The organism is Crocinitomix algicola, from assembly GCF_001661595.2.
Classification (GTDB): domain Bacteria; phylum Bacteroidota; class Bacteroidia; order Flavobacteriales_D; family Crocinitomicaceae; genus Crocinitomix; species Crocinitomix algicola.
In genome coordinates this window covers 31,394-50,451 of the sequence record NZ_LYPF02000002.1, presented here as the reverse complement: position 1 = coordinate 50,451, position 19,058 = coordinate 31,394, and the positions used below count along the sequence as shown (strand labels likewise).

17 protein-coding genes are annotated in these 19,058 nt (G+C 35.6%); 12 read left to right on the top strand and 5 right to left on the bottom strand.

Features of this window, described 5'->3' with window-relative positions; genetic code table 11:
• The first annotated feature begins 25 nt into the window (after positions 1-25).
• The 7 genes from A8143_RS01895 (at position 26) to A8143_RS01865 (ending at position 7,963) form a co-directional block, all read left to right on the top strand.
• A complete protein-coding gene (locus A8143_RS01895; RefSeq protein ID WP_066755450.1) occupies positions 26-1,270 on the top strand; it encodes a glycosyltransferase family protein in 1,245 nt (414 codons plus the stop codon).
• An 84-nt stretch (positions 1,271-1,354) separates the two neighbouring features.
• Entirely contained in the window at positions 1,355-2,299 is a 945-nt protein-coding gene (locus tag A8143_RS01890) for a glycosyltransferase family 2 protein (protein ID WP_066755447.1), read from the top strand.
• A gap of 27 nt (positions 2,300-2,326) precedes the next feature.
• Positions 2,327-3,784, top strand: a complete 1,458-nt coding sequence (locus tag A8143_RS01885) for an MBOAT family O-acyltransferase (RefSeq protein WP_066755444.1) — start codon at positions 2,327-2,329, stop codon at positions 3,782-3,784.
• A 5-nt stretch (positions 3,785-3,789) separates the two neighbouring features.
• Complete coding sequence (locus tag A8143_RS01880) at positions 3,790-4,719, top strand: hypothetical protein (protein ID WP_066755441.1); 930 nt, start codon at positions 3,790-3,792, stop codon at positions 4,717-4,719.
• Positions 4,720-4,756: 37 nt separating this feature from the next.
• Positions 4,757-5,737, top strand: coding sequence for a glycosyltransferase family 2 protein (locus A8143_RS01875; RefSeq protein ID WP_066755440.1), 981 nt, complete (start codon positions 4,757-4,759; stop codon positions 5,735-5,737).
• 96 nt (positions 5,738-5,833) lie between these two features.
• Positions 5,834-6,811 carry a glycosyltransferase family 2 protein gene (locus tag A8143_RS01870; RefSeq protein WP_066755437.1) on the top strand — a complete coding sequence of 326 codons (978 nt, stop codon included), beginning with the start codon at positions 5,834-5,836 and terminating at the stop codon, positions 6,809-6,811.
• Positions 6,812-7,963 carry a glycosyltransferase family 4 protein gene (locus tag A8143_RS01865; protein ID WP_066755434.1) on the top strand — a complete coding sequence of 384 codons (1,152 nt, stop codon included), beginning with the start codon at positions 6,812-6,814 and terminating at the stop codon, positions 7,961-7,963.
• 1 nt (position 7,964) lies between these two features.
• On the opposite strand, the gene A8143_RS01860 is transcribed toward A8143_RS01865, so the two are convergent.
• Positions 7,965-8,540 (bottom strand): class I SAM-dependent methyltransferase, encoded by a 576-nt coding sequence (locus A8143_RS01860; protein ID WP_066755430.1) that lies wholly within the window; start codon positions 8,538-8,540, stop codon positions 7,965-7,967.
• Between the two features lie 20 nt (positions 8,541-8,560).
• Positions 8,561-10,963: a GumC family protein gene (locus tag A8143_RS01855; RefSeq protein WP_066755428.1), complete on the bottom strand. Its 2,403-nt coding sequence runs from the start codon at positions 10,961-10,963 to the stop codon at positions 8,561-8,563.
• A gap of 264 nt (positions 10,964-11,227) precedes the next feature.
• Here A8143_RS01855 and A8143_RS01850 point away from each other — a divergent pair, with 264 nt between their 5' ends.
• Genes A8143_RS01850 through A8143_RS01830 form a run of 5 tightly spaced genes read left to right on the top strand, consistent with a single transcriptional unit; the run spans position 11,228 to position 16,930 of the window.
• The gene (locus tag A8143_RS01850; RefSeq protein ID WP_083261175.1) at positions 11,228-14,335 is read left to right on the top strand and encodes a T9SS type A sorting domain-containing protein; all 3,108 of its coding nucleotides are present in this window, start codon (positions 11,228-11,230) and stop codon (positions 14,333-14,335) included.
• A gap of 7 nt (positions 14,336-14,342) precedes the next feature.
• Positions 14,343-14,588 (top strand): PID-CTERM protein-sorting domain-containing protein, encoded by a 246-nt coding sequence (locus A8143_RS01845; RefSeq protein ID WP_066755424.1) that lies wholly within the window; start codon positions 14,343-14,345, stop codon positions 14,586-14,588.
• A 40-nt stretch (positions 14,589-14,628) separates the two neighbouring features.
• Entirely contained in the window at positions 14,629-15,171 is a 543-nt protein-coding gene (gene xrtX, locus A8143_RS01840) for an exosortase X (RefSeq protein ID WP_066755422.1), read from the top strand.
• Positions 15,155-15,613 carry an XrtX-associated membrane protein gene (locus A8143_RS01835; protein ID WP_066755419.1) on the top strand — a complete coding sequence of 153 codons (459 nt, stop codon included), beginning with the start codon at positions 15,155-15,157 and terminating at the stop codon, positions 15,611-15,613. Before xrtX ends, A8143_RS01835 begins: the two co-directional genes overlap by 17 nt.
• Positions 15,614-15,655: 42 nt before the next feature.
• A complete protein-coding gene (locus A8143_RS01830; protein WP_066755418.1) occupies positions 15,656-16,930 on the top strand; it encodes a serine hydroxymethyltransferase in 1,275 nt (424 codons plus the stop codon).
• Positions 16,931-16,985: 55 nt separating this feature from the next.
• Here A8143_RS01830 and A8143_RS01825 read toward each other — a convergent pair whose 3' ends face one another.
• The 3 genes from A8143_RS01825 to tsaE form a co-directional block, all read right to left on the bottom strand.
• Entirely contained in the window at positions 16,986-17,291 is a 306-nt protein-coding gene (locus A8143_RS01825) for a hypothetical protein (protein ID WP_066755415.1), read from the bottom strand.
• Between the two features lie 119 nt (positions 17,292-17,410).
• The gene (locus tag A8143_RS01820; protein ID WP_066755413.1) at positions 17,411-18,631 is read right to left on the bottom strand and encodes an alanine dehydrogenase; all 1,221 of its coding nucleotides are present in this window, start codon (positions 18,629-18,631) and stop codon (positions 17,411-17,413) included.
• The gene (gene tsaE, locus A8143_RS01815) at positions 18,628-19,041 is read right to left on the bottom strand and encodes a tRNA (adenosine(37)-N6)-threonylcarbamoyltransferase complex ATPase subunit type 1 TsaE (protein WP_066755410.1); all 414 of its coding nucleotides are present in this window, start codon (positions 19,039-19,041) and stop codon (positions 18,628-18,630) included. Before tsaE ends, A8143_RS01820 begins: the two co-directional genes overlap by 4 nt.
• Positions 19,042-19,058: the final 17 nt, after the last annotated feature.

The window sequence follows — 19,058 nt, the reverse complement described above, 5'->3', positions numbered from 1 at the left end:
CCTGCTAAACGTTTTGTATATTACCATGAAAGCCCTAATTATATCTTATGCATTTACCCCAAACAGGGAAGTTGGTGGTAGAAGATGGACTAAGTTTTCGACCTATTTATTGAAAAAAAACATTGACTTTAAGGTCATAACATTTGCCCAAAAAACAAATGGAAATAATCAAGGAAAACTAGAAAAATTAGAGCAAAATATCATCCGGTTAAAATCTAAATACCCGAAAGTTCTGGGTACAAATCCGAAATCAATATACGCCAAACTTTCCTACAGAATTAACTTATTTCTCTACAAGCTCAAAGCCAAGGGTAATTATTACGATAAAACCGCAACCGATAAAAAGACTTTTCTTACCGCAGTAAAAAATGAATTGGATTCAAATACTTACACCCACTTAATCGTAAGCGTTGCGCCTTTTAAACTTGCCTTTTACTTAACTGAAATTAAAGACGCTTATCCCAATATAGAATTTATTGTAGACTTCAGAGATCCATGGGTTACAAATCGCACTTCTTATGGTATTGAAAGTATGAATCATTCACGTTTCCAATACGAAGTACAAGCGGAAGAAATTGTTATCGATAAATTTGATAAAATCATCACCGTAGCCAATCAAATATCGAAAGATTTGATGAAGTCCGAAAAACAAAAATCTAAGTTTTATGTGTTGCCAAACGGTTTCGATACTGACGAAATCGAGAATCAAATTTTGTCTCGACCCAACTCTCAAAAGCTTCAGCTTATTTTTGCTGGCACATTTTATAATAATTCAATAATCGTTACAGAAAATCTTGAATCCTTATTAAAAACACTTAAAAAAGACTTCCCTGAAATATACAACGCTTTAAGCTTTGAATTTTATGGTAGTAAATCAAATTACATTGATGAGCTGAGTAAAAAATATGATATTATTCAAAATAATAAGCCTCTACCTATTGCCGAAATACATGAAAAAATAAATTTGTCCACTGCAGGTCTACTCTTTCTCTCAGATGACATTACTTATTCGCTAAGCACTAAGTTTTGCGAATATGTTGCTTTTAAAAAACCAATTGTGGTGTTCTCAAAATGGGGCGACACTGCACGTTATATAGAAGATAATCGAATTGGCTATTGGGTCGACGCTAATAATATGCTTCCCGGTATCAAAAAACTTTATAATGAATGGAAAAATGAATCGCTTTCTTTCAATCCATCATTCAATATAAATCAATTTGACATCAATCATTTGACTGAAAAATTACTTGAAATTATGCGCGAGTCATAGGCGTTTAAGTACTGATAAATTCTAAGCAACAGGAAATTTTATTAATTTTGGGGGTTAAGGATTTGGATTCAGATTGACAAAATTATGAAGGTATCAGTAATTATTCCATGCTACAATGTTTCTGAATTCATCACTGCCTGTATCAAAAGTGTCGAAGAGCAAACTTACACTGATTTAGACATAATTTGTATCGATGATGGCAGCGAGGATAATACACTTGAGGTATTAAAAAAAATCCAAAATAATTCGACTCGTAAAATTTCTATTATACAGCAAACAAACAAAGGTGCTGCTAGCGCAAGAAACAATGGAATATTACATTCGGACGCAACATACATTCAATTTTTAGATGCAGATGATCTTTTGCAACCTCACAAAATTGAGCATCAAGTTCAACTTGCCATAGCAAATAATAATCCAGTCATGATTATTGGTAGTTTCATCAGAATTTCAATGATGGGAGACCTATTATTTAAGCGAGTGTACCATGAAGATGACCAAAAGAACATGTGGCTAATGTTGATGAATACCGATTTAGGGAATACTTGTGCTAATTTCTTTAAAAAAGACATATTTAATGAATCCGTTAAATGGCCAGAATCTCTTTCCAGTTCGCAGGAATATGATTTAATGTTTCAAATATTAAAACAGAATAAAGAAATCGTTTTTGATTCTGAAATTAATACAACCATTAGACAACGAGTAGAAGGATCTATCTCTCAACAAAACTTTAAAAAAAAATGGGAAAATTACACTAACTTAAGAGTCAAAATTTTTAGTCATTTACAGCAAAAAAGACCTTCTAAAATTATCCCAGAAGTTTATCAAAATTTATTTGATGCAATTCGATTGTTATACCCTTACAATAAAGATCTTGCCTATAAATATTACAAACAATACATTCACAAAAAATTCAATCCTCAACCTTCTCCAACTACCGGTCGCCTTTATATAGCATTTTATCAATTATTAGGGTTCAAGGCTGCCGAATTTCTAAAAAAAATGATCACAAATAAAAAACCTTTTTAAATTAGTAGGCCAAATACATTTTAACCCATGCTTTTTAATTCGATTGAATTCATCCTTTTTTTACCCCTTGTTTTTGGATGCTACTGGCTAATTCCTAATCGAAAGTTATCCTATCAAAACCTGTTAATTCTGGTTGCCAGTTATTTTTTCTACGGATGGTGGGATTGGAAATTTTTAGGTCTCATACTATTTAGCACCATTGTTGATTATTCCATCGGAATATTTCTCAGTCGATCGCATAAAAAAATAGCGCGTAAACTTTTATTATGGATTAGCATTCTCGTAAACATAGGACTATTAGGATTTTTTAAATATTACAATTTTTTCATTGAAAATTTCACACTTGCTTTTAATTCAATTGGGATACACGTTAACCAAAGCAGTCTAAATATTATCCTTCCAGTTGGCATTAGTTTTTACACCTTTCAAACCTTAAGCTATACAATTGATGTTTATCGCCAAAATATTAAAGCAACACATAGTTTTCTATCATTTGCTGCTTTCGTGAGCTTTTTCCCTCAATTGGTGGCAGGTCCTATCGAAAGGGCTTCACACCTTCTTCCCCAATTTGAAAATGCACGAAAATTTGACTATAAAAATGCTGTTAATGGTATGCGGCAAATACTTTGGGGACTTTTTAAGAAAATTGTGATTGCTGATAATGCTGCGGAAATTGTTAATCAAATTTATAGCCAATCTGGAGAGGTTAGTGGAAACTCACTTGCCTTAGCCGCGTTTTTCTTTGCATTCCAAATTTACGGTGATTTTTCAGGTTATTCGGATATTGCCATTGGAACAGCACGCCTATTTGGATTCGATCTAAAACAAAACTTTGCTTTCCCCTATTTTTCGCGGAACATTGCCGAATTTTGGAGAAGGTGGCACATCTCTTTATCTACATGGTTTCGAGACTACCTCTATATTCCTCTAGGTGGCAGTAAAGGAAATATCTTGAAAAAAATCAGGAATACTTTTATTATTTTTCTGGTAAGTGGTTTTTGGCACGGCGCTAACTGGACTTTTATTGTTTGGGGAGGATTAAATGCTCTATTTTTTCTACCCTTACTGCTGACTGAAAAAAACCGAAAATACTTGAATAACGTGAGTGACAATTCCAATATTCCACCCTTTAAAGTATTCATGCAAATTATTTTCACCTTTTCGCTCACGTGTATCGCATGGATTTTTTTTAGGGCAGATTCCGTTCACCATGCTTTTGAAATAATCAACCGTATTTTTTCAAAATCATTAATCCAATACAGTGGAATCGACTTCGTAGGAACCCGGTTTCACCCGTTGACTGTTTTAGTATTAATATGCCTTTTCATTCTGGTTGAATGGTTAGGAAGAAAACAACAATTTGCCATTGAACACTTCAGGTTTTACCGAATCAAAAGTCTAAAATATGGCTTTTATTATCTCATTCTCTTAGCGATTTTTTGGTTTAATGGAAGTCCGCAAGAATTTATTTATTTTCAATTCTAAGTCTGATGAAACGATTTATTAAATTAACCGTGCTTTTTTTAATCCCTGTTGTATTGTTTTTATTCGGTCTTGGATTTCTTGCGGGTGGTACCACAGATCCGTTCTATTTACGATTTACCAGTCCTCCTCAAAAAAATTTGATTGTAGGTACGTCAAAATCCGCGCAAGGGATACAACCTGAAGTACTAGAGAAAGAATTGGGTATAGCATTTTACAACTACTCTTTTACCGTTTCACACAGTCCATACGGAAGATCGTATTTCGAAAGTATCAAAAAGAAACACAACAAAGAAAAAGGAGGTACATTCATCGTCTCCGTCGATCCGTGGTCGATTAGCAGTTATTGCCACGACCCAAATGATGAATCACAATTTAGAGAAAGAAATAGTTGTGTTGCCATTACAGAAAATGTAAATGCATTTCCCAACTATGAATATTTATATAAAAATTTAGATGGCAATTATCGCCATATATTAATTAAAGCCAACGATAAAATCCTACTACACAATGACGGTTGGTTAGAAGTTTTTGACATTGACATGAGCTCAGAAGAGGTTCAGAAACGCGTTACTAAAAAAGTGAAAAATTACAGAAGTAAATACCTTCAACAAGCAAAACTATCACAAGTTCGTTTACACTATCTTGAACAAACAATCTCATACTTCAAAGAATACGGAAAAGTTTACCTTATTCGTCTCCCCGTTTCATCATCAATCTATGCCATCGAAAACGAATTAATGCCTGATTTTGATTCTATAATAGAACCTATGATTGAGATGTCAAACGGCTACTTGGACATGACACCTTTTAATCGTGATTACATCTACACCGATGGTAACCACCTTTACTCCGAATCTGGTGCAAAAGCAAGCCAATTCATAGCCGATTGGATGAATGGGGTTTCACGCAATTTGAAACCATCCCAAGCTGAGTAAGAATAAAGAATTATACTATCTTTAGGGGTAAAATTTAGTGAATTTGAAGTCGGAATTATCCATAATAATCCCCTGTTACAATAAAGTAGAGTTTTTACAAGAAACCATTGACCACATTCAGGGTCAATCATTTAAATTATGGGAATTGATATTGATTGATGATGGTTCTACGGATAATACCGCAGCGATTATACAAAAGAATGCCAACCAATCAGAAAGGATTAAATATGTCTTAAATACTGAAAACAAAGGTGCGAACCATTGTAGAAACCAGGGCCTATCCATGGCTAGTGGGAAGTATATCCTCTTTTTTGATGCCGATGACTTAATTTTAAATGACTGTTTTCAAAATCATTTTAATCAAATTAAATCTAATCAAAATTTTGATGCTTGGGTGTTCAACATGGGTGTATTTAATGAGGAAATTGGAGACACTTCCCAAAAATATTTTTGGAAAGTTCCAGAAAAAACAGATTATATAGTCGAAAAATTTTTAATGCATCAAATCCCATGGGGAACCCCACAAGTTATTTGGAGTAAAGAAGCAATTACTCGAATTCAAGGATTTAATACTGAGTTCTCAAGATTACAAGATGTTGAATTACACACGAGGGCTCTACTTTCTGGAATAAATTTTAAAACATTTCCAAATTCAAAATACGGAACATTCTATAGGATAAGTGACAAAAGAATGACGGTTAGTTATCCAACTTTCTACAGCGAATTTGTAGCGAGTTGTATCAAATTTTATCAAACATTTTACGCTGAAGTTTCAACGCATCAGCGCAACTTATTAGTGGGGACAATTTTTGAAGCATTAACCATTATTAGCTACCAAAAAAAAACCAATAAAATTTCAAATGAACTATTTAAAGAGCTTTCTTTGTCTCTCTTGAATAACATACATGATCCTCAATGCAAACGAATCATAAACAATTACCTCCAAATTGAACGAGCAATTCCTTTCTACGTCAAAGGATTAAAGTTTTATTTTAAGAGAAAATTAAAATTACATTGATCAAAATCAGAAAGCTATTGCTTTTCAATTATTTAACAAGCTTAATTCACATTAAACAGATCTATTTATTATAATTGTATCCACAAAACTTAAGAATTGAATTTAACCGTCTCCATTATAATTCCTTGCTACAATAAGAAAGCTTATTTAGGTGATACGTTGGATTCTATTTTGGCTCAGTCAACTCATGAATGGGAGCTAATATTAATTGACGATAATTCGAACGACGGAACACAAAACATCATTAAATCTTACGCGAAAAAGTGTGAAAAAATAACCCCTATTTTAAATGGCACAAATAAGGGAGCGAACAGCTGCCGGAATCAAGGCATAAAATTGGCCAAAGGAGATTATATTTTGTTTTTTGATGCTGACGATTTAATGACTCCCTCCTGTATCGAGAATAGAATCGAAATAATTCGTCAGGAACCTAATTTTGATTTGTGGGTATTTAATATGGGGATCTTTAGATCAACTCAAAATGACATATCTTCCTCTGAGTTCTGGTGGCTAAAACAATGGTCAAATGAAGAAACTCTAAACCTATTCATTAAACATCAATTGCCTTGGCAAACGATGCAGCCTGTTTGGAAAAAGGAGTTTGTTCAAAAATTAGATGGGTTTAACATTACTTACCAGAGGCTTCAAGATGTTGAATTGCATACACGAGCACTATTGGTCGAAAGTAAACTGAAGATTTGTAACGAAAGTACAATTGACATATACTATCGAATAGACAATGAAAGACTGACGGATAAAAAAAATAAATTCTACACCAAATTTGTGGATGCCTGCATTCAGTATTATGGTGATTTTTATCCTTTACTGAATCCGCATAAAAAAAAACTTTTGGGCGGCACCTTATTTGAAGCCTTATCCATTATTAATTACCAAAAAAGAATTGGTACAATTGATTCGAGTAATTATCGTAGATTAATCGAAAAAATTCTAAGCACAATTCAATCAAGCCATCAGTTAAAACTGTTTAAGCTTTATATTTGGATTGAAAAAATAACACCATTCCATCCTAAAGGATTGAAGTTCATCTTTAAAAAGCTCTTAAAACTAAATTAAATGAAAATTCTGTTAATCACAGATGGTATTACACCGTATGTAACAGGTGGCATGCAACGTCATTCTGCCAATTTGGCAAAATACTTTACCTTACAAGGTGTCGAAGTTACCCTCGTGCATTGTGTCAGTCATCATCAAAGTATACCAAGTGAAACTGATGTTAATAAAGAGTTATTTGGTGATACAACAACGAAACTGGACAAAATAATTGGTTTACACTTTCCTAAACCGGGAAAATTTCCAGGGCACTATATTCGTAATTCATATAAATACAGTCAACTAGTGTATGAGTCGATTGATTTTTCGCAGTTTGATTTTATTTACGCCAAGGGATATACAGCTTGGCATGCGTTGGCATTAAAAAAGAAAGACATCAAGCTACCTCCAATTGGGGTTAAGTTTCATGGATATGAAATGTTTCAAGACATGCCATCTTTGAAACAAAAAATTGAATCGAAATTACTTAAAAAGCCAACGAAATGGAATAATGAAAATGCCGACTATATCTTTTCTTATGGTGGAAAAATCACAGATTTAATTTTAAAAGAGTTTAAAGTTAAACGTGAAAACGTACTTGATTTTACTTCAGGCCTCAATAGCGATTGGCTTCGCAATGACATACAATCGAGCCAATCGCCATTAAAATTTGTTTTCATGGGAAGGGACGAAGAACGAAAAGGTCTCAAAGATCTCAATAGCGTTTTAGAAAATCTTCCAACTGAATTAACTTATGAATTTCATTTTATTGGGCCTATTCCAAAAGAAAAACAACTAAAAGACCCAAAGTTTACCTATCATGGTCAATTGAATTCTAAATCAGAAATTTGTGACATTTTGGACAATATGGATGTACTCGTTTGTCCAAGTCATGCTGAGGGTATGCCAAATGTAATCTTGGAAGGAATGGCGAGAGGCCTTGCAATTGTTGCCACCGATACCGGAGCCGTCGAAATGTTGGTCGACCATACCAATGGCTTCTGTATCCCAACACACGATGCTAATGCGCTCACCTCCGCCTTATTAAATCTCATAAATACAGACCTACCAAGACTAGAAAATCTAAGAAGGCGTTCCTTACAAAAAATTAAAACTCAATTCTTATGGAACTCACTCATTAAAAATATGATCATGAGTATAGAAAGTAAATTATAACTTAATCACCTTTCGGTCCAGTTGCTATAAATACAAAGTGGTAATGATTTTCTTTGTAAAAAGTTGATATATTTTGGTCGATTTGTCCAAATGTGAATACATTTTCAAATCGACCCGTGCAAAACGCTAGTAACTCCTCAAAACTCAATTCTCTAATATGCTCAACTTTTCGGTTTTCTGTCGGAGGGGGATCCATTTTCCGGACAGTTGAAATATACAATATTCCATTTGGATTTAGCAAACTTTTTAAATCGTCCATCAATTGATGTTGCGCAGCTTCATCCATGTGTTCAATAACTTCAAAACAAGTAATTAAATCATATTTATTATTTTTCACTGAATTTATGTCTTGATTTACCTCCATTCCTTCTGGTAGATAACCATCGGGGTAAACATCAAAAGAATCAACATTTTTAAACCGTTCTTTCAACACTTTAGTTCCATATCCTGATCCGCACCCAAAATCAAGAACTTTTTTAGTGTAGTCGTTTGTTGTTCGCAAGACAAAATTATAGCGTGCAAGACTTACAAGCACATCCATAGCTTGTAAGGAATAATTAATATCCAATCTTTTCATAAGTTTTGATTTAGTTTAATTTAATTTATATCATTCGAATAATTTTCACCATATGACTTACCATAACCATAACCGTAGCCATAATTATAACCGTAATTGTATTTATAGGTATATTTAGAATAATAGTACTGGAAACGGTTCTCCTTAATTCCATTTAGCACCACTCCTTTACCAACATTCGTATATTTTCCGAGCACTTCATTGATATGGTCTACCCCTTTTTTACGGGTATGCCGTGCATTCATTATCACTAAGAAATTATCGATATAATTCAATAATTCCATCGTATCATTCAATAATCCAAAAGGAGGTGTATCGATGATTACATAGTCATAATTTTCTTCAGCATAAGTAATTAAGGCTTTCACCTCTTCTCGCAAGACGAGTTCAGAGGGATTTGGGGCAATTGGTCCAGCTGTAATCACGTCTAAATTATCATGAATTCCCCGATGAACAATTTCATCAAATTCGTTTTTACCAATTAAATAGTTGGAAACCCCCTTTTCATTCTTTAAATCAAACATCTTATGCACTTTCGGTCGATGTAAATCAAAGTCCATGATCAAAACCCTCTTGTTTCCATTTGCTAATAACAAAGAGAGGTTTGAAGAACAGAATGTTTTTCCTTCCCCTGGAAAAAAGGATGACAATAAAACTTTCGTCGCTTTACCTTCTTCCCCTCGGTTCATAAAAGATAGATTTGTACGAATCGTTCTAAAGCTTTCGGTAAAATGAGATTTTGGTTGCGCTTTGGTGACCAATAATTCATCTTGATTCTTCAAAAATGGCACCCCACCTGCAATCGGTATCTCACTATACTGTGCTAACTCTGTCACACTTTCAATACGTTCAAAAAACAGTTTTCGAATAATCGCAATAAACAAAGCCAATAACAAGCCCCCCATCACAAATAATCGAATAATTTGTGTTCGATTTGGGTAAACAATACCTGTACTCACCGTGTTTTCAATAATTCGTACTTGTGGAATTATACCGGCACGTGCAATCAATGTATTTGTTTTCTTTTCCAATAAAAAAACATACATATTATTGTTGACTTCTAATTCTCGCGTCAAGTTCTTTACCCCTTGCGCTGATTTTGGCAATTTTTTAATATTGCTACGATACTCTGCAATATACTCGTCAATTAATTCAATTTCAGCTTTTATGGCACTATTTAAATTTTGAAGATAAGCCAATACATCACTTTTTAATAAAGCCAATTCTTTTAAATCGTTCATCATTGATGGATTATCAGCAGACATAGATGCCCGATCTACCTCATATTGCACTTGTTTTTGTCGAATAGTAGAAATTGCATCTCTTAAGTACACATCATTCTCTTCGATGTAAAAAGAAGGGGGTAATACGCGCGCATCCTCACCACTATTCAAATATTCCATTAACGATAAGATCGAATTCTCTTTCTGTTTCAACAAACGCTTGTCCTTTGAATAAGAAATATACTCGTTAAAATAATCTTCTCCTTCTTTGTCCACGTTTAAAATTGCATTTTCATCTCGAAAGGCCAGTAAAGCAGCTTCCTTTTCTTCGATGAGTATGCGCACCGTATCAATTTGTTTTTGAATATTGTTCAACGTGTTTTCATTGACTTCCAATTGTACCCGTTTTGAATAATTCACATAAGTGTGGGTCATGGAATCCAAATAAACGACCGCCCTATCCCGCAATTCATCAGTAATCATTAATTCTAAAACACTTGTATGCTCAATATTTTCCACCTTTAAGCTTGACTGGAATTTACTAATCAAATAATTGCGTGAATGAAAAACAATTTCATATTCCGACTCTTGTAAACCACTCACATCATCAGAATTAAGCCCATAACGTTTGTCCAAGCGCAACGAAAATTCAGCATTCCGAACTTCCTCATTAAAAGGATACTGATAAACGAATTCTTTACCATTAATTTCGTAGGTTACTTCATAGTGATCTTTATCTAAAATAGAAACCGCAATAGGTTTTTCATAAATCTGCGGGTTGATGACATTGAATGTTGACTTGAAAGGGATGGATTCAAATACCTCCACCTTCTTGATTCTACCAACAATAAAATATGACGTCGCAATGTCTAATTTATCCACCACTTCCCCAACTAAATCGCGCGAATTAAGAATTCTGATTTGGTTTTGCACATCCATATAAACACCATAAGCTCCTAACCCTTTATAAATTGGATCTTGATAATCATAGGTGTCGTTCGATTTTAACAAGAGTTCAGCTTTTGCCCCATAAATATTGGTCAACCGATAAGTGTAAATATAACCAACAGCATAGGCTAAAATGGGCAGTAAAATCAAAAAGCCTAAATTCTTTAAGATTAAACGCCAAACAAACAATAAATCTTTTGTTTCAACCAGCTTATTGGAAGGACTCGGAGGTGCAATTTGATTCTCACTCATAGAAAAAAGTTTCAGGCTCAGTTAATCAGTTATTTCTAAGGGCCTGCACAAGTTATTTGGCCGAAAGATAATAAGAAAAATCATTTGTATACATCAGTCTACCATGATTCTATGAATAATTTCAAATTAATCGATGTAATCCTTGTCTTGGTCTAAAAACAATAATTTAACAGAGATAAAATACAGATTTTTACGTCATATTGAATTAATTCCTTAATTTTGAGTTTAGAATAAAGCTTTTGACCTCAATATAAAACTTACTATATGAATATTTTCTACAAGCTAACGATGGTATTTGCAGTTTTATGCATGACCATTCCTACTCTTGCTCAAAGAGGACCTGCAGGTGTTGGTGCCGCTGCCGAAAATCAAATTTGGCTGGATGCAACAACGTTAAATCATGTGGATGGAGACCCCGTAAATTTCTGGGGAGATAAATCCGAAAATGGTGAAAATTTCACAAGTGTGAGTGCAGATCGTTTTCCCATATACAGCAGTACGGGAATGAATGGAATGCCAGCTCTCACCTTCGACGGTTATAATGATGTCTTATTCTCCGGCGCAATACCAGAATTAGACTCCGAGTCTTTAACCTTTTTTATGGTATATCAAAAAACAACGCTGTTATCAGATATGCTTATAACTTCAAAATATGCATCAGCCTCTCGAAAGTGGGAAACTTATGCTGTGGGTGGATATTCTACTTTATTTGGGGCACAATACTCTCCTACCAGAGTATCAACTTCATTTGTAGGATCAGGTGCACCTTCATTCTACTCTCAACACATGACACCAACAGCAATCAGCATGTATAATCAAGGTGTTCATGGCGGAACAACTTCCGGAGCATATACAGTACCTTCTGGTCATCAAAATGTAGTATTAGCGAATAAAAGAACGGACGGTTTCGGTGGATATGTATTCGGCGGACTAGTTTCAGAGCTTATTGTGTTCAACACAAGCCTAAATGATTTAGAACGTGTATTAGTTGAAAATTACTTGGGGGCGAAATACAATATGGCTATCCCAACCGATTTATACGATTATGAAGCAACCCACAGCAGAGGTGTTATTGGAATTGGTAATGATGGGACCAACGTGCACAACGAATCTACGGGTGATGGCATCCTAACGATTTCATCGCCAGACGACATGGGTTCCGGAGAATATTTACTTGTGGGACATGATAATCAGCCGATTGATGAATATGACACTGAAAATGTACCTCCTATTTTATTAGCGCTTGAGTATGAACGAATGCAACGTCAGTGGCGTATTGATGAAACTGGAGACGTTGGAACTTTAAATTTCTCATTTGATTTAAGTGCTCCAGGCCTAGATTTTGGTATCCCAGATGATTATTTTATTTTAATTGATTCAGACGGTGATGGCGACTTCACCAATGCTACTGTCGCCATTCCAACGGCTTACGACGGTGTGAATAAAACGGTAAGTGCAGACATCAACGTTACAGCAGGAACATTAATTACTGTCGCAGCACCTAAAAACTCACTGGATATTAATTCAGTGACCACCGGAGACTGGAGTAACCCGTTGACATGGGATTGCGGGTGTATCCCAACAGCATTGGACAATGTAACCATCTTTAATGGCGATGAAGTATTTGTAGATACTGATGGATTCATGACAAACTTAAATGTAGACGCAGGTGCTACATTGACAATGGATGAGGATTTCACATTAAATATTTCTGGAAACTGGGAAATCACAGGAGAAACTAATTTCAACGACGGTACAATTGCATTTGTTGGTGAAGTAAATCAAAATGTAAACATATTAAGTGAATCAGAAGACACGGTTCGTTTAAACAATGTTATCCTGAACAACACAGCCGGAGGAACCATAACCTTTGAGCAGCAAAATTATATTTTACACGGAACATTATCGCCTAACGCGGGACATTTAGTAATTGACCCGTCCACGAACTTTGTCATCGCATCAACTAGCGCTGCGGAGGGTGGTAGAGTTGGACCAATTATGGCAGGATCAACAATAACTGGCCAATTTAATGTACAACGTTTTATTCCAGCAGGAATTGCAGGGTGGCGTGATTTAGCCTCTCCCGTAATTGGGGCTACTTTTAATGGATGGGATCCAGATTTACCGATGAGTGGTGACGATTTCCCTGACGGTTGTGCCTGGGGACCGGATGGCTGTTTCCATTCTGTAACCTATAATCAAGATGATGTACTTATCGACGTGACAAGTAGTTCTGATCCGATTGTAAACGGAAGAGGGTACGAAATTTTTGTAGGAAATACGATGACAAGCTGGGATGGCGGTACACTGAATTCAGTAGGAACATTGAACGCTTCTGGCAATCTTGATTTTTCATTTGGATCAGGTTGGTCTACAATAGGAAACCCCTATGCATCACCTATCTCCTTCAGTTCTGTTGGATTATCTGGAGGAATTGGAGAATATTTCTATGTATATGACCCATCTTCAGGTGGCTTTGAATGGTATGATGGAACTTCTGGTACTTCTAGTATACCTGAAATAACAGAAAACGGACTAATGGCTACAGGTCAAGCTGTCTGGATATTTTCGTCTGGAGCAGGAACAGTTACTTTCAGCCAAGCAAACAAAATTGAAGGAAATGCTACTTACATTAGAGAACACGAGGAAAATAATGCATTATTGGTAACTCTGAAAGAAAACGCTTCAACTTACCATTGTGTAGCACAATTAGAAGAAAAGAATTTGGCGCAAGATGGATTAGAAGATGACATGGACTTAAGACAATTGATACAACCTCATCAAGATGGACCTTCTTTAGCATTTGAATTTGAAGAGGGTGTTTTACGAAAAAACTTTATCGCTCCTGACGGCAGAGACAAGTCATTTCAACTTGATGTAAAAATCAAAAACACAGGGCTCTATACTATTTCAGCTGATAACTGGGCTAATTTTAGAAATTATCGCCATATTTATTTATATGATGCTGAAACGAACCAAACAATCGATTTAAAAGCAGAATCATATGTGTTCCATGCAGATGCGGATGCAGAAGAAGATTTATCAGACATCAGTCGTTTCACGCTTATTTTAACGAATGGCGAAGGAAACCATGGCGCAGCATTCGCTGGAATAAATGAAAGTGAAATGCAAAGTGGTACTGTAGTAATTAACCAAATGGGACATGTAATTGATATTGCAGTATCAGAAGAGGAAGTCGGTTTAAGCACAATAACAATTACAAACGTTCTAGGTCAAACTGAAGTATATTCGATTCAAACTAGTTTGATAAGTGGTTCAAATATTATAACTTTGCCTGAGCATTTAAAAGGCTTCCACATTATCAGTGTTAAAACTGAAAACCAAATTGTTAACAAGAAAGTAATATTATAGCGTTAAAATGAATAATATCTATCGTTTAATTACCGCCAGAGTTGTACTAACCCTGAGCTTTTTAATTGGAGGTTTATCCCTATTCGCACAACCTCCAGGAGGTCCACCACCAGGTGGTGGCGGAGCCGCAGGTGGTACTCCTCCTTGCTGGGAACCAGAATGTGTGCCAATTGACAGTGGTTTAGTTTTCTTAATCATTGCGGGTATTGCTTTAGCGATTCGTATGTTTTACACACAATTAAAGACTGCCTAAGGCGTTTTAACTTCTTGTATTGTATTAACCAAGGAATCACATGGGATTATTCGAAGGTAAACAGTTCAATTCTATCGCCCGATTCCTAATTATTGCTGCAAGTTTATACACGCTATGGTTATTGGCGTATTATCTTCTTATCAAACCCTATACTGATTGGGATTATTGGATTAGCTATAGTATTGTTTATCTCTCGCGTGAAGCTTTCTCAATCTTTGATGTTATTACCCATATTGACATTGAGAGTGATCATGTTGTATTGATATTAGACGGAGGTAACAATAAAGGAATATGGGTTGGGCATGAATGTAATGGATTTAAACTTTTTTCCATCTTTTCAATTTTTATTCTCGCTTTTCCGGGCAAATGGTTAAAAAAACTCTGGTACATCCCCATGGGGTTAATTATCATACATGCCGCAAATGTTCTGCGGATAATGATTCTCGTTTTAATCAACAACTACTACCCTAAATACCTCGATTTTAACCACCTGTACACGTTTACAATTTTCGTTTACTCCGTGATCTTCGCCCTGTGGTATTTCTGGGCAAAAAAATACACACCCCATGAGTCGAAAAGTTAAGGTTATTATATTAACCCTACTAATCGTTAACCTTGGTTTTCTTCGCGGTTATTTATTCTATAATATCAATTGGATTTATGCTACCTTAACCAAAGGACGGATGAATCAGGCGAGGTATGAATTCTATTTTTTTCTAGATTGGACACCCGGTCAAATTAATGTCCTAAAATGGATATTGACTTTTCTCTTTACTTTCCTGTTTTTTTATTTGACTTATTGGATTGTCAAACTTCTCTTCAATAATCCTCAATTTAATAAAATAGTCATCTATTCTTATGTCGGTTTATTGGCCATTTCAGCACTATTCTACTCCCTTGGATTAATTACAGGTAAAATGAATGACCTTTACGGAGTTGTTAGAACAGTAATGGGAATAGCTCAATCTTTTATGCCTTTTATGATTCTAGTACTTTTGTTTCGATTTTTCCCGCAAGGAAAATGATTTGCAATCCTGTAAATTCCTATTTTTACAAAAAAAAATTTTATGGCTAGAGATACGGAAATTTTCGACCTCATTCAAAAGGAGAATAAACGTCAAAAAGAGGGAATTGAGCTAATTGCTTCAGAGAACTTTGTGAGTGAACAGGTAATGGAAGCAATGGGATCAGTATTGACCAACAAATATGCTGAAGGTTTACCGGGAAAACGATATTACGGAGGTTGTGAAATCGTTGATCAGGTCGAAAACTTAGCAATTGAACGACTTAAAAAGCTTTTCAACATAACATGGGCAAATGTTCAACCCCATGCAGGATCTCAAGCAAACTACGCTGTTACTCTGGCATGTCTTCAACCAGGAGATAAAATTTTAGGTTTTGATCTTTCTCATGGCGGACACCTTACCCACGGATCTCCAGTGAATTTTTCTGGTAAAAGATTTACAAATTTCTTCTACGGAGTGAATAAAGAAACTGGTTTGGTTGATTATGACCAAATGGAAGAAATAGCCATGCGAGAAAAACCTCAACTTATTATTTGCGGAGCCTCTGCATATTCACGTGATTGGGACTATGAAAGAATTAGAAAAATTGCAGATGCTTGCGGAGCAATAATTTTAGCAGACATCTCGCATCCAGCTGGATTAATTGCCGCAGGTTTGTTAAACGATCCTTTTGATCATTGCCATATTGTAACAACAACAACACATAAAACGTTAAGAGGTCCAAGAGGTGGTGTCATAATGATGCGACATGATTTTGATAACCCTTGGGGCATTACTACCAAAAAAGGCACTGTGCGAAAAATGAGTTCTTTGTTAGACTCAGCTGTTTTCCCAGGCTCACAAGGTGGTCCACTCGAACATGTTATTGCTGCTAAGGCAGTTGCTTTCGAAGAGGCTAACGCTCCTGAGTTTAAAATCTATATGGAGCAGGTTGTAAAAAATGCAAAAAAAATGGCGGCTGCATTTGTTGAAAAAGGTTATCAGATCATCTCTGGTGGAACAGAAAACCACTCTATGCTTATCGACCTGCGTTCAAAGGGGCTAACTGGTAAGGATGCTGAAAATGCCCTCGTTGCTGCAGACATTACAGTCAATAAAAACATGGTGCCGTTCGATACAGAATCACCATTTGTAACCTCAGGCATAAGAATTGGAACCGCAGCAATTACCACTCGAGGAATTAAAGAGAATCAAATTGAAACAATTGTTGATTTAATTGACCGCGTACTCATGAATAAAGATAATGAAGCGGAGCTAACAGCCGTTAAAAAAGAAGTGAATCAACTTATGAGTGACTTACCACTTTTTGCTTGGTAAACACGTAATCAGCATTTATTGAAAAGGGATTTAAGGCATACTTTAATCCCTTTTTTTATTTTCTTTTACCCAAGGAATCCAGATAGTACAAATAAATAAGTTCAGGAATAAGAGGAATCAATAAGTATACTCCCATTCTTGGCACAAAATCTTGCACTGGCATTCCTGTAGCAACTACCCCATATGCAAAATAAAAACTTGCAAGAATTAAAAGTACTCCTTTTAAAGCCATCTTAACGATTCTATTTTTACTCAATAACATTAGTGGGAAAAGCAAATAAAAAGGAGATAGTCCCATAAAAAGAAATTCATCTTCGTATAAAAATATTTGGTTCCATCCGCCCTCAAATACCTCACTCATAGCAGGTGACCATGAAGCATAAAATGGTAAAAACAAAAAGAGTAGTAAATTAATGCCTATAACATATACAACGGCATTACGAAATATAATATACTTCTTAGCAACCAATTTAGCGCCAACTATCTAGCTGCTAATAGCCACTCGATATTTTTATAAGGTAAATCAAATACTTTTCCAAGAATTTGACTGGTGAGTTGCCCTTGATAAATATAAACACCACTTCTAAACCCATGATTTTTAAGAATCATGCCCTTACATCCACCTACATCTCCTATATCTAATAATATGGGTGAGAAAATATTACTCAAAGCAATAGAGGCAGTTCTTGATACACGGGAAGCGATATTTGGTACACAATAGTGGATTACATCATGAACAGTATACGTTGGATTGTCGTGATTTGTAATTCGAGAAGTCTCAAAACATCCGCCTTGATCAATACTAACATCGACAATTACAGAACCTGGCTTCATTGACTTCACCATTTCTTCTGTGACAACACATGGTGTGCGTCCATATGGTGCACGAATTGCACCAATTACAACATCAGCCCGTTGAATAGCTTTACTAAGTAGCTTAGGTTGAATCACGGAAGTATAAACTCGATTTCCAACATCATTATGTAATCTTCTTAGTTTTGAAATTGAGCTGTCAAAAACTTTTACTGACGCCCCTAATCCAAGCGCGTTTCTACACGCGTACTCCCCTACTGTTCCCGCACCCAATATCACGACTTCACTGGGTTGAACGCCAGCAACTCCTCCCATCATAATTCCTTTTCCTGTTTTAAAATCAGACAAAAGTTCGGATGCAATTAAAACGGAGGTATTACCTGCAATCTCACCCATAGCTCGTACGACAGGAAAAATGGCATGTTCATCTTGTATATAATCCCAAGCAATGGCCGTTATTTTTTTTTGCATTAAACTGACCAATGTTTTTTTTGGTTGCAGCGTCAATTGCAATGCCGAGATTAAGGTTTGGTTTCCAGGCATCATTTCTATTTCATCGTCGGCGGGTGGCGCAACTTTCAAGATAAGATTTGCTTTGAAAACTTTTTGTTTGTCATAAGCGATTTCGGCTCCGGCCTCAGAATAATCAACATCCTCGTAGCGAGAGTGTTTTCCTGCCCCCGCTTCAACGATAATATGGTGTCCATTACTTACTAAAAACTGCACAGCCTCTGGATTAAGCGCAACACGACATTCTTGATAAGTGGTTTCTTTTGGAATTCCTATGGATAGTTTGTCTTTTTTACTTCCAATGGCTAGCATTTCTTCTTGAGGTAATAAGCTACCTTCCTTCATTAATGCTTTTAATGTTTCTGGATCGGTTATCATAAATCTATGTGAATTGTTCTTGCATTAATCTCGCTTTCAATATAAACCGATACGCAATTCTCTGGTAGAAGGTTATCGATTTTCTCGGGCCATTCGATAAAACAATACGCATCCTCCTCAAATATTTCCTCCACACCTATATCTAAAGCTTCCATTTCATCTTCAATTCGGTAAAAATCAAAATGATAAACCTTCCCATATTGTGGAGAAAAATACTCATTTACGATAGAAAATGTTGGAGATGAGGCATGGTCATCAATACCCATTTCACTCAATAAACCCGTGATAAATGTCGTTTTTCCCGCACCCATACTTCCATGAAACGCAAACATTTTGTGTTCACCCACCTGCTTCAAAAACTGAACGGCTGTGTTGGGAATATCAGCCAGTTCATTCATTTCTAATTTCATTCACCCTTTTATTCAAA